Genomic DNA, 12,455 nt, shown 5'->3' with positions numbered 1-12,455 from the left:
AACCTCTTTTAAAATACATGAACTCTGTTTCTTCCAGATTCTTTGGCTTCATATAAAGCTTTATCAGCATTTTTTAATACATCATCAAACTCTTGTTCTTTGTTTCTAAAGCTGCTAACTCCCATAGAAATAGTAATTTTTTTTACTTTTGTAAAATTGAAGTTTTCCACCTCTTTTCTAATCTTCTCAGAAATAGATTGAGCTATTGCTATATTGTTTGTATCTAAAATTAATACAAACTCTTCACCTCCCCATCTAGCAAATAAATCGTCTGTTCTAACTTTACTTGAGATTAAAGCTGCTAACTCTTTTAATACAGAATCTCCAATATCATGCCCATAGGTGTCGTTTATTGATTTAAATTTATCAATATCTATTATTGCTACACAATACTCTTTAGATGAAAAGTTTTTATTTATTCTTTCAAATAAACCAGCTCTATTTAATACTTTGGTTAAGGTATCAAAAAAAGCTTTTTTATGAAGGTTTTTATTGCTACTACTTAGTTTGCTGTTTTGTTCTCTTAAGTTTTCTAACAAGATATTAAAAAATCTTGCTACAATACCAACTTCTGTATCTCTCTCTTCATAAACTTTCTTTTGAACATTTCCAGTTTTCATAATACCTATAATACTCTCAATAGTTTCAACCCAAGGAAGTCTTGCATTATGTTCACTTGTATTTAAACCTAAAACTTCATGTTTCTTTCTAACTCTTAAAAGATTTAATTTATAAAGAAGTAAAAAAAGTGCTAACCCTAAAACAAAAGAGAAAATAAAAGCGCTAAGTACACCAATAGTTTGAATTGTAATAAAATCAAGTCTTGACATACCATCAGCTGGTATTGCAAAAATACCAACTGCAATTGTTCCCCATGCTCCTGCAAATCCATGGATACTAACAGCACTTAAAGGATCATCAATTTTTAATTTTTTTGTTAAAAATTGGTCTGAAAAGTGCATTACAAAAGTTGATATAAAACCTACAAAAGCTGATTCGTAAAGGTTTAATGAGTTACATCCAGCTGTAATACCAACTAGCCCAGCTATAATACCAAAACTTAAAATCTCAACTTCAAGTTTTTCTTTAAATACCAAAGATATAAACCAAGCTCCAATACCACCCATTACAGCTGAGATTAGAGTATTCATTAATATAGAAGTAACTTGAAACTCAAAAGCTAAAAGACTTCCTGCGTTGAAACCAAACCAAGCAAAAAATAACATAAATACACCAAACACTATAAAGTTATGATTTGAAGGTGCAAAATATTTTACTTTTCCATTTTTAAATTTACCAAGTCTTGGACCTAAAACAATAGTTCCCGCAAGACCAACCCAAGCTCCAAGTGAGTGAACAACAGTAGAACCAGCAAAATCTACAAAACCTAATTGAGCTAGCCAACCATTTTCATTCCATGCCCAGTGACCAACAATAGGATAAATAAAAGCAGTAACTAAAATAGCTACAACAATATAACCGTTAAACTTGATTCTTTCTGCTACTGCCCCTGAAATAATAGTTATAGCAGTTGCTGCAAACATAGCTTGGAAAAAGAAAATTGCATTTAATTCTAAGTTACTTCCATCTATTAAGAATTTGTCAGTTCCAATTAGACCAAAAGAATCTGTACCAAACATAAGACCGAATCCGATTAGCCAAAAAACTACAATACTAAAAATAGTATCTATTAAGTTTTTCATGGCAACATTGATGGTATTTTTAGTTCTTACAGTTCCTGTTTCAATTAAAGAGAAACCAAATTGCATAAGAAAAACTAAAAATGAACTGATTAAAATCCATAATAAATTAATGTCACTCATTCTTAAATTCCAAAAATAATTTTTATATAGTAACATACAAACTGTACAGAAATAATAGATTTCTTATATATAAAATAGACAATTTTTTGAACAAGAGAATACTAATCAATATTTTAGTATAATCCCAAAAAAATTAGATTGTAGAGGATTTACTTTGAGAGCATTAATTAGTGTTAGTGATAAAAGCGGTGTAGAGAATTTTGCTAAAGAGCTTGTTGCCTTAGGTTATGAAATAATTTCAACTGGTGGAACTTACAACAAGTTAAAAGATGCAGGTATAGCTGTAATTGAAGCAAATGAGGTAACAAAATTTCCAGAATGTTTTGAAGGTAGAGTAAAAACTCTTAACCCATATATTCATGGTGGTATTTTACACAGACGTGATAAACAATCACACTTAGACCAAGCAAAAGAGTTAGGTGTAGAAGGTATTGATTTAGTATGTGTTAATCTATACCCATTCAAAGCAACTATTGAAAAAACAGATGACTTTGAAGAGATTATCGAGAACATTGATATTGGTGGTCCAGCTATGGTTAGATCTGCAGCTAAAAACCATGATTCAGTTATCATTGTAACTGATGTTGCTGATTATGATGTAGTATTAAACAACCTAAAAAATGGAACAAATACTCAAGAGTTCAGAAGAGATATGATGATCAAAGCTTATGAGCATACAGCAGCTTATGACTCTATGATTGCAAACTATATGAACAAAAGATTCAACAACGGTATGGGAGCTAAACAATTTATCGTTGGTGAGAAAGTATTTGATACAAGATATGGAGAAAACCCACACCAAAAAGGTGCATTATATGAGTTTGATAAACACTTATCAAATAAATTCATCACTTTAAAAGGTGAAGCATCATTTAACAATATGGGTGATATCTCTGGAGCTGCAAAAATTGCATCAGCATTTGGTGATGACAATGCAGTTTGTATCGTAAAACACGGAAACCCTTGTGGTTTTGCTATCAAAGATACACTTTTAGAATCTTATACAGAAGCACTTAAATGTGACCCAATCTCTGCATTTGGTGGAGTTGTAGCAGTTAATGGTGTAGTTGATTTAGACTTAGCAGTAAAAATGAACGAAATCTTCTTAGAAGTTGTATTTGCAGCTGACTTTACAGCAGAAGCTGAAGAAGAGTTAAATAAAAAGAAAAGAATCAAACTATTCAAACAAGGTACTGCAAAACTTGAAATGGCAAACGATGCATTTAATTTCAAAATAGTTGATGGTGGATTTGTTTATCAAGATGCTGACAAAGTTGAAGATGATGAGGTAAAAAACTCAGAACTTAAATCAAAAAGAGCAGCAACAGAACAAGAAGTAAAAGATATGGAAATCGCATATAAAGTAGCAAGTTTGACAAAATCAAACTGTGTTGTTTATGTTAAAAACTCAGCAATGGTAGCTGTTGGTATGGGTATGACTTCAAGAGTTGACGCAGCTAAAGCAGCACTTAGAAAAGCAGATGATTTAGGACTAGATGTAACTGGTTCAGTTTTAGCTTCAGAAGCATTCTTCCCATTTAGAGATTCTATTGATGCAGCGGAAGCCGCAGGTGTTAAGTGTGTTATTGAACCAGGTGGTTCTATTAGAGATGATGAGATTATTGAGGCTGCAAATGAATTTGGTATGGCTTTATATTTCTCTGGGAAAAGACACTTTTTACACTAAAGATTGATTTTCTAAGCAATCTTCCTTCATAACTCTGTGTTAGAGAAAACTTTTTTCTAGTCACTTACAACAGTAAGCTCCTACGAAAAAAGTTTTCTCCGCATTGATTCATTTTGAAATCTTACTCATAAAATTAATTTTTAATTATTGATAATATTATTTATTTTTTAATGTTTTTGTATTATAATTTTTTTAATTAAAAAATTGGATTGATATGAATATAAATATACCTGTTGATAGTAAAATAAAAATAGAAAAATTATATGGTAATAACGTAATTGTAATACCTTATGAAAATAATAGTATTTTAAAATATTTAATTGGTATTTTTATTTTATTTTGGTTGGGTGGCTGGTTTATGGGATTTTTAAGTGCTATAAATCAAATAATGCTTGGAAAAGCAGAAACTTTTTTATTTTTTTGGCTTGGTGGATGGACTATAGGTGGAATATTTGCAGGATATATGATATTTAGAATTTTTAGAAAAACTGTACCAGAACAAATATTTTTAAATTACCCATCATTAACATTTGATAGTGGTATCCCTCCTTTAAAATTTTCATTTAATATACTAAATCAAAAAGAAAATTATAGAACTTTATTTTTTAAAAGAAAACAAATAGAATTTAATGAGTTAGATATAAAGTCCATTTTATTAAGAGAAACAAGTAATGGAAATAGATTAACTTTAGATAAGGGTAAAGAGCGAATAGAATTAGCATATGATGCAACAGAAATAGAAAGAGAATGGTTATATAATTATTTATTAAAATTTTATAGATTAAAAGAGTTACAATAGTGGCAAATAATTGGAATATCCCAAAGTGCTTGGAATATGAAGTACGACAAAGAGATAAAAGTGTGTTTATTGTGGTGTTGAATTTACATCTTCAAAAGTTTAGAAGAAAACTATTGCAAGTTGGGAACATATTATAAATGATGCAAAGATAATTACAAGAGAAAATATTGCTTTATGTTGTTGTAGTTGTAATGCAAGTAAAGGACAAAAAGAACTTAGTAGTTGGTTGGACTCTAAGTATTGTAAAGAGCATAATATAACTTTTGAAACTGTAGCTCCAATAATAAAAAAAGTATTGCAAAATAATTGAAATTTATGATTGTATTTTAAAACTGTTAAATACACAAAAACTATTTATGTAATTTATATATTTTAACAACTTTCTTTTGTGAAAAAGAAAGTAGCAAAGAAATCACCCTACGAAGTTTTGAAGGCAGAAGCTTATATAATAGATTTTAGAGAATATAGATAATATATTATATAAGCTTCTGCCTTCAACAACCGGTCTGGTTGCTTTTTGCCATACTTTTTTCAACAAAAAAGTATGAAAGCGTACTCACCTCGTGAGTACAAAATACCAAGGAGTGTCCAACTCCTAAAATTTATAAGTACACTTCTTGCATATAAAAAAATTAACACAAAAATAAAAACAAAAAAGAAAGTATCCTAATCCATGGAAAAAGAAAGTTATTTATACGAAACTTTTATTATATATAACAGCAAATTAAATCTAAAAGATTTCGTAACTATTGGAGAAGTAGACAAAGAAAATAAAATAGCATATTTAGATACACCATATGAGATGGTAGGACCCTTTTGTCTAAACGAACTTTATAATAAAGGAAAGATATATTTCGAAGCTTGTATGGTTATGACACAAAATTTTTGGCATAAAGAGAGGATTAAGCTACAAAAAGAATCTTTCATAAAACAACAACAAAGCCAAAATAGATTTTATGAAGAGATAAAAAACTATAATAAAAAAAGACAATCTTTACATATAAATATTGATATAGAGTATCGTACTCTTTTATCTTTACCCTTAGAAGATAAACTTGATGAAAGCCAAATTAAAGAGGCTTTTAGAAAGGTTGCAAAATATACTCATCCTGATGTTGGGGGAAGCCATGAAGAGTTTATTAAAGTAACAATTGCCCGAGATGAATTACTAGCAAATATCATCTAAAATTATTTTTTAAAAAAATACAAAAAATCCATTTACATTTTTGTAAGCTTTATGATATACTTTTTTCTAATTAGTTTAAAGTTTTAAGTTTTTATTAAGACTTTCTAAATTACAAAAGGAGTTTTCATGTTGGTACTTATTCTTTTAGTGGCAATAGTATTTATCGTACTTGCAACTAGCAAGTTGAAGTTACACCCTTTTATTGCATTACTTATTGCAGCATATGGGATAGCTATTAGTGTTGGTATGGGCTATACTGAAATAGCAACTACATTAACAAAAGGCTTTGGTGGAATCCTAGCTTATATTGGTATAGTAATTGTACTTGGTACTATCATTGGTGTAATACTTGAAAAAAGTGGTGCAGCAATAAAAATGGCAAATGTTATTCTTAAAATTGTAGGTAAGAAAAGACCAGTTTTAGCAATGTCAGTTATTGGATATATTGTATCTATTCCTGTATTTTGTGATAGTGGTTTTGTTATCTTAAATGCATTAAAAAGATCAATGGTAAAACAACTAAAAGTTTCAGGTGTAGCAATGAGTGTTGCTTTGGCAACAGGACTTTTTGCAACACATACTTTAGTTCCACCAACACCAGGACCGATTGCAGCTGCTGGAAACTTGATGGTTGATAACTTAGGGCTTGTTATCATTTTCGGTTTCTTTATTTCAATCATTACAATGTTGGCAGGTTATTTTTGGGCATTAAGATCTGGTAAAATTTATAAAAGTGGTGAAGACTCTTTAGTAGACTTAGAAAAAGATAGTGAAGTTATTGAGAAGTATGGTGAGCTTCCAAGTGCATTCAAATCTTTTGCTCCTATTTTTATTCCTATTTTATTAATGGCTTTAGCAAGTATTGTAAAACTTGTATTTGCAGATGCAAATGAGAGTTTCCTTTATAAACTATTTATCTTCTTAGGAAACCCTACAAATGCATTATTTATAGGTTTACTATTTGCTTCAATGCTTTTACCAAAATTTGATGAAGAAAGATTATCAGGTTGGATTGGAGAAGGTATCAAAAATGCTGGTGAAATTTTAATTATTACAGGTGCAGGTGGTGCTTTAGGTGCTGTATTAAAAGCAAGTGGAATTGGTACATATCTTGGTGAGACTTTACAAACACTAAGTTTAGGTATTTTGGTTCCATTTATTATTGCAGCTGCTTTAAAATCAGCTCAAGGTTCATCTACAACTGCACTTGTTGTTACTTCAACTATTATCTATCCACTTCTTGCAAGTTTAGGATTAGATAGTGAGATTGGTAAAATCTTAACAGTTATGGCTATTGGAGCTGGTGCTATGACTGTAAGTCATGCAAATGACAGTTTCTTCTGGGTTGTTTCTAGATTTAGTCAAATGGATGTTGCTACAGCATATAAAGCTTACACAACAGCAACTTTATTACAAGGTGTTGTAACTATTGCTATTGTTTATGTATTAGCAGGAATATTACTTTAATATTATTTAATAAAAAGGTACTAATATTTTTATTAGTGCCTTTTTCTCTTACTTTTCTTAAACCCTTTAAATTCCATCATCACAGCCTTATGGTAAAAAACAAAGTTATTTAATTTAATTACATTATTATAAATAATTATTTACTTTCACTAAAATAAAAAATATTATAATGGTCATATGTCAACAATTATTATTTGAAGGATTTATTATGAATGACAATATAGCAACTTATTTTGCAAAACTTTTAGCGAAAATGGGTATAAAAAGAATCTGGGGAATCACTGGAGATTCTTTAAATGGATTTAGTGATAGTTTAGAAAAACTAGATGAGATAAAGTGGATTGGTACAAGACACGAAGAAACTGCTGCCTTTGCAGCTGGTGCAGATGCAAAAGTTAGCGGTGAGATATCTGTTTGTGCTGGTTCTTGTGGTCCTGGAAATATGCACTTGATAAATGGTTTATATGATTGCCAAAGAAAAGGTGTACCTGTATTAGCAATAGCTTCACATATCCCCTCTAGTGAGATAGGAAGTGGATATTTTCAAGAAACACATCCCCAAGATTTATTTAAAGAGTGTAGTGTCTTTTGTGAGTTAGTTTCAAACCCTGAACAGATGCCATATATTTTAGAAACGGCAATAAGACAAGCTATATTAAAAAATGGTGTTAGTGTTATTGTTATTCCTGGTGATATTATGCTAAAACCTATGCCTGAAGGTTCAAAACTTTTATGGAATAAACCTAGCTTCCCAAACGTTATTCCAAACAATGAAGATATAAAAGAGGTGGCTAAACTATTAAATGAAAATGAAAAAATTACTTTCTTATGTGGAGCAGGGTGCAAAGATTCACACGATGAAGTTGTAGAGTTAGCCAAACTATTAAATGCACCAGTTGTTCATGCCTTGGGTGGAAAAGAGTATATTGAGTGGGAAAACCCAAATAGTGTAGGGATGACTGGACTTATTGGTTACGAATCAGGATATTATGCAATGGAAAACTCTGATTTATTATTGGTTTTAGGTTCATCTTTCCCTTATAAAGCTTTTTATCCTAAAGATGCACAAATCATACAAATAGATTTAAAACCAGAATCTCTAGGAAGACATATGCAAGTTGACCGAGGACTTATTGGTGATATTAAATCTAGTATTAAAGCTTTATTACCAAAGATAAAACAAAAAGAGAATAGAAAGTTTTTAGATAGTGCATTAAGTCATTATAAAAATACTGTAGAGAAGTTTGATAAACTAGCAAGTGGAAATAGTAAAACTGGATTAATCCATCCTCAATATTTAACAAAAGTTATAGATAAATATGCAAGTGATGATGCTATATTTACTTGTGATGTAGGTACTCCAACTGTGTGGGCTGCAAGATATTTAAATATGAATGGAAAAAGAAAACTTATTGGTTCTTTTAACCATGGTTCTATGGCAAATGCACTTCCACAAGCTATTGGTGCAAAAGTAAACTCACCTCAAAAAGAGGTTATTGCCTTGTGTGGTGATGGTGGATTCTCAATGTTAATGGGAGATTTGTTAACATTGATACAACATAAAGTAAAAGCAAAAATTGTAATATATGATAACAACTCATTAGGTTTTGTAGCAATCGAGATGAAAGCTGGTGGTTTTTTATATGAGAATACAGAATTAACAAATCCTGATTTCTCATCAATAGCAAAAGCAGTTGGTATAAAAGGTTTTAGAGTTGAAGAACCTGAAGATTTAGAAGACACAGTTAAAGAGTTTTTAGAGTATGATGGTGCAGCACTACTTGATGTTACAACTGCAAAACAAGAATTAACAATGCCTCCAAAAATCACTTTTGATGCTGCAAAAGGGTTTGGTATTTATATGTTAAGAGCTATAATAAATGGTAAAGGTGATGAGTTAGTCGAGGTTGCAAAAGAAAATTTAATAAGATAGTTTATTTATTGAATTATTTAAAAGGTTTAAAATATGGGAATGATGATAGTTACCAAAGAAAAAGGGATTGAGACTTGGATTGATAATCTAAAAAAACTCAATACAGATATTGAAATTGAAGTATATCCTGAAGTAAAAGATAAAGATAAGATTACCTTTGCTTTGGTTTGGTCAAAGCTTGATATAGATTTTACAGAATTTAAAAACTTAAAATGTATTGCATCTATGGGAGCAGGGGTTGACCATATATTAAGTAACAATACTATCTCTAAAAATGTATATATTACAAAAGTTGTAGATGATAAACTTGTGTCTTCTATGTGGGAGTATTTATTGTGTAGTGTATTAAATATACTTACAAATCATTATAAATATATAGCACAACAAAAAGAATCTAAATGGGAACAATTAGAATTAAACTCAATTGAAGACTATACAATTGGTTTTATGGGATTAGGGCAATTAGGAGGAGAAATCTCAAAAAGATTTAACAGTTTTGGATTTACTGTAAAAGGGTTTTCAAACTCTAAAAAACAAATAGAATCCATAGAAACTTTTACAAATCTTGATGGGTTTTTAAATGGAGTTGATATTTTAATAAATCTATTACCTCTGACAGAAGATACAAAAGGGGTTTTAAATAAAGACTTGTTTTATAAGTTAAATAAAAATGCTTATGTTATAAATGTAGGTAGAGGTTCTCACTTAGTAGAAGAGGATTTATTAGAGGTTTTAGATTCAAAACACTTAAGTGGAGCTATTTTAGATGTATTTGAAAAAGAACCTTTACCAAAAGAGAACAAGCTTTGGTTTCACCCTAATATTATTGTTACTCCACATAGTGCATCTCTAACTGATTCAAATTCAGTTTCAAAACAAATTGTTGAAAACTATAAAAGAGTAAGGGAAAATTTAATACCTTATAATATAATAGATAGAGATAAAGGGTATTAAAATATACCAAATAAAAAATAAGGTTAAAAAATGAATATTGCATTAGTTGCACATGATAATTTAAAACAAGACATAATAGAATGGGCTTTATTTAACAAAGGTACCTTACATAAACATGTGATATATGCCACAGGAACTACTGGAAAACTATTACAAGAAAAAGGGTTTGGAGTTCACTGCTTAAAATCAGGACCTTTAGGTGGAGACCAACAAATTGGAGCAATGATTGCTGAAGCAAGATTAGATATTTTGTTCTTTTTTGTTGATCCAATGGCTCAACAACCCCATGAACCAGATATTACAGCACTTAGACGTATATGTGATACTTATAGAATACCAATTGCTACAAATAGACAAACAGCTGATTTTATTATCTCTTCACCTTTATTTGAAGGCTATGTTCATGAGATGCCTGATTGGTCAAAATATCAAAATAGAAAAGTATAATCCTAATCTTCTATATTTAACAATAATTTGATATTTGTAACTAAACCTTTACTTCTAAATTGAGGTAAAAGGTTTATTAAAAAATCTTTACCATGATATGAGATATGTTCAGTTATTAACTCTCTTCTTGAATCTGAATTTAAAATCAACTCTTCAACTTCAATTGCATTATTTGATTTTATTGCGTTTAAAAGTTGTATAGATACAGGAATAAATGACATTTGTATTCTCCAAAAATAAATTTAAGGAATAATGGCAAAGAATCTCTTTATATAACTTGATTTGTATGTAGCCAATTTGTAACCATAACAATATGAAACAAACAGTGTTTTTAGGGTAAAATATATTTATGTATAAAGAGAAAACAAATAATATATTAATGAATATAGACAAATATGATTCTATATTTAATTTTGATGATAAGAGTATTAAAATTCCAGTTGGTTATAGTTTATTAGAAGATAAGTATTTAAAAAATACTCCTCCAACTCCAAGTGAAATTGAATATGCAATAAATTATACTGAAGATGAAATAGAAAAACTTGTGCCACTTTTACCTAAAGATTTTGAAATAAGTTGTAAAAATGATTTTGTTGTAGATATAGCTGTTTTATCTGGAAAAGACAAAAAGTCAAAGATTGTTTTGAAAACAGATGAGCTTGAGTATCTATTTGGTCAATATGCAGAAGTTTCACAAGGAAGAGTTCCATCTTTATCTCAAAAAGATATATCTGCTAAATTTTATTCAAAACTATTGATTTTAAGAGAGTTTGTACATCATCTAAAAGTTGATAATATAAACATAATTCATAAAAATGCTATATAAGTGTTAAGACATCACTTTTTAGTTAAAATATTAGTAATATATATGAAGGATTTATATGAATTGGCAAGAGATTGATAAAGAGCATGTATGGCATCCATATAACTCACTACCTTCTAAAACTTCTATCTTACCTGTAGTAAAAACTGATAAAACAAAAATATTTTTAGATGATGGAAGTGAATTAATTGATGGTATGAGTTCGTGGTGGAGTGCAATTCATGGATATAATAATAAAAAACTAAATGATGCTTTAAAAAAACAAGCAGATATTATGCCACATATTATGTTTGGTGGTTTAAGTCATGAAAAAGCAGCAATGGTTTCAAAACAATTGTGTGAACTTACTGGATTAAATAGTGTTTTTTTATGTGATTCAGGTTCAGTATCTGTTGAGGTTGCTCTTAAAACAGCAATACAATATCAAGAAGCCTTAGGAAAAAAAAGATATAAATTTATAGCTTTAGAACATGCCTATCATGGTGATACTTTAGCTGCAATGAGTGTTTGTGACCCAGAAAATTCTATGCACTCAATATATGGCTCTTATTTACCACAACATATATTTACTAAAGCTCCTGAGTTGGGCTTTGATAGTGATTGTAGTGAATCTATTAAAGCTTTGGAAGAGTGTGTTTCAAAACATCATGAAGAGTGTGCAGGGATTATAATTGAGCCAGTTGTGCAAGGTGCAGGTGGCATGAGGATATATAATCCTTTATATGTAAAAAAAGTTAGAGAGCTATGTGATAAGTATGGACTTCTAATGATAGCAGATGAGATAGCAACAGGCTTTGGTCATACAGGTAAAATGTTTGCTTGTGAGTGGGCTGATGTTAAACCAGATATTATGACTGTTGGAAAAGGTTTAACTGGTGGTTATATGACAATGGCAGCTATGATTACCTCAAAAAATATTAGTGAAACTATTTCAAATTCAAAACTTGGTGCTTTGATGCATGGACCTACATTTATGGGAAATCCACTTGCTTGCAGTGTTGCAATAGAGAGTATAAATCTACTTACACAGATGAATTGGAAATTAAAAGTAGATAATATAGAAAAAATCTTTAGTGAAGAGTTAGACAAAGCAAAAGATTTAGAGCTTGTAAAAAGTGTACGAAATATAGGAGTAATTGGAGTAATAGAGTTAAAAGATAATTCCCATGCTCAGTATATTCAAGATTATTGTGTTCAAAATGGTGTTTGGATTAGACCTTTTGGAAAACTTATTTATTCAATTGTTGCATATATCATAAGTGAAGATGAGCTTAGAAAAGTAGTAAAGACAATGATTGAGGCAATTAGTAGTATAAAAAGCTAAATTTTATTTTAT

At 29.7% G+C, this 12,455-nt stretch carries 11 protein-coding genes; 9 read left to right on the top strand and 2 right to left on the bottom strand.

The features are described 5' to 3' along the window. Nucleotides 1-8: 8 nt before the first annotated feature. Nucleotides 9-1,823, bottom strand: a complete 1,815-nt coding sequence (amt, locus tag ACKU3H_RS15425) for an ammonium transporter (RefSeq protein WP_320034755.1) — start codon at nt 1,821-1,823, stop codon at nt 9-11. A 154-nt stretch (nt 1,824-1,977) separates the two neighbouring features. On the opposite strand from amt, the gene purH reads away from it, so the two are divergent. The 7 genes from purH (at nt 1,978) to ACKU3H_RS15390 (ending at nt 10,296) form a co-directional block, all read left to right on the top strand. Beyond that, on the top strand, nt 1,978-3,510 hold the full coding sequence (gene purH / locus ACKU3H_RS15420) for a bifunctional phosphoribosylaminoimidazolecarboxamide formyltransferase/IMP cyclohydrolase (protein ID WP_320034754.1): 1,533 nt from the start codon (nt 1,978-1,980) through the stop codon (nt 3,508-3,510). Nucleotides 3,511-3,724: 214 nt separating this feature from the next. Beyond that, a complete protein-coding gene (locus ACKU3H_RS15415; protein ID WP_320034753.1) occupies nt 3,725-4,309 on the top strand; it encodes a hypothetical protein in 585 nt (194 codons plus the stop codon). 673 nt (nt 4,310-4,982) lie between these two features. Next, a complete protein-coding gene (locus ACKU3H_RS15410) occupies nt 4,983-5,495 on the top strand; it encodes a J domain-containing protein (RefSeq protein ID WP_320034752.1) in 513 nt (170 codons plus the stop codon). Between the two features lie 126 nt (nt 5,496-5,621). Further along, entirely contained in the window at nt 5,622-6,962 is a 1,341-nt protein-coding gene (locus tag ACKU3H_RS15405; protein WP_320034751.1) for a GntP family permease, read from the top strand. A gap of 208 nt (nt 6,963-7,170) precedes the next feature. Then, complete coding sequence (gene poxB, locus ACKU3H_RS15400; RefSeq protein ID WP_320034750.1) at nt 7,171-8,895, top strand: ubiquinone-dependent pyruvate dehydrogenase; 1,725 nt, start codon at nt 7,171-7,173, stop codon at nt 8,893-8,895. Between the two features lie 33 nt (nt 8,896-8,928). Beyond that, entirely contained in the window at nt 8,929-9,849 is a 921-nt protein-coding gene (locus ACKU3H_RS15395; protein WP_320034749.1) for a glyoxylate/hydroxypyruvate reductase A, read from the top strand. Nucleotides 9,850-9,879: 30 nt separating this feature from the next. Beyond that, nucleotides 9,880-10,296 (top strand): methylglyoxal synthase, encoded by a 417-nt coding sequence (locus ACKU3H_RS15390; RefSeq protein WP_320034748.1) that lies wholly within the window; start codon nt 9,880-9,882, stop codon nt 10,294-10,296. A gap of 2 nt (nt 10,297-10,298) precedes the next feature. On the opposite strand, the gene ACKU3H_RS15385 is transcribed toward ACKU3H_RS15390, so the two are convergent. After that, nucleotides 10,299-10,517, bottom strand: coding sequence for a hypothetical protein (locus ACKU3H_RS15385; RefSeq protein WP_320034747.1), 219 nt, complete (start codon nt 10,515-10,517; stop codon nt 10,299-10,301). A 128-nt stretch (nt 10,518-10,645) separates the two neighbouring features. Here ACKU3H_RS15385 and ACKU3H_RS15380 point away from each other — a divergent pair, with 128 nt between their 5' ends. Both ACKU3H_RS15380 and bioA read left to right on the top strand, forming a co-directional pair. Next, entirely contained in the window at nt 10,646-11,122 is a 477-nt protein-coding gene (locus ACKU3H_RS15380; protein WP_320034746.1) for a hypothetical protein, read from the top strand. A 55-nt stretch (nt 11,123-11,177) separates the two neighbouring features. After that, nucleotides 11,178-12,443: an adenosylmethionine--8-amino-7-oxononanoate transaminase gene (bioA, locus tag ACKU3H_RS15375; protein ID WP_320034745.1), complete on the top strand. Its 1,266-nt coding sequence runs from the start codon at nt 11,178-11,180 to the stop codon at nt 12,441-12,443. Nucleotides 12,444-12,455: the final 12 nt, after the last annotated feature.

This window comes from Halarcobacter sp., assembly GCF_963675975.1.
Taxonomy (GTDB): domain Bacteria; phylum Campylobacterota; class Campylobacteria; order Campylobacterales; family Arcobacteraceae; genus Halarcobacter.
This window is presented reverse-complemented; position numbering and strand designations above follow the sequence as displayed.

Excerpts from the sequence above, each read along its gene's own strand:
- amt (WP_320034755.1), bottom strand. The coding sequence starts at position 1,823 with ATGAGTGACATTAATTTATTATGGATTTTAATCAGTTCATTTTTAGTT.
- ACKU3H_RS15415 (WP_320034753.1), top strand. The coding sequence starts at position 3,725 with ATGAATATAAATATACCTGTTGATAGTAAAATAAAAATAGAAAAATTA.
- ACKU3H_RS15410 (WP_320034752.1), top strand. The coding sequence starts at position 4,983 with ATGGAAAAAGAAAGTTATTTATACGAAACTTTTATTATATATAACAGC.
- ACKU3H_RS15405 (WP_320034751.1), top strand. The coding sequence starts at position 5,622 with ATGTTGGTACTTATTCTTTTAGTGGCAATAGTATTTATCGTACTTGCA.
- poxB (WP_320034750.1), top strand. The coding sequence starts at position 7,171 with ATGAATGACAATATAGCAACTTATTTTGCAAAACTTTTAGCGAAAATG.
- ACKU3H_RS15395 (WP_320034749.1), top strand. The coding sequence starts at position 8,929 with ATGGGAATGATGATAGTTACCAAAGAAAAAGGGATTGAGACTTGGATT.
- ACKU3H_RS15390 (WP_320034748.1), top strand. The coding sequence starts at position 9,880 with ATGAATATTGCATTAGTTGCACATGATAATTTAAAACAAGACATAATA.
- ACKU3H_RS15385 (WP_320034747.1), bottom strand. The coding sequence starts at position 10,517 with ATGTCATTTATTCCTGTATCTATACAACTTTTAAACGCAATAAAATCA.
- ACKU3H_RS15380 (WP_320034746.1), top strand. The coding sequence starts at position 10,646 with ATGTATAAAGAGAAAACAAATAATATATTAATGAATATAGACAAATAT.
- bioA (WP_320034745.1), top strand. The coding sequence starts at position 11,178 with ATGAATTGGCAAGAGATTGATAAAGAGCATGTATGGCATCCATATAAC.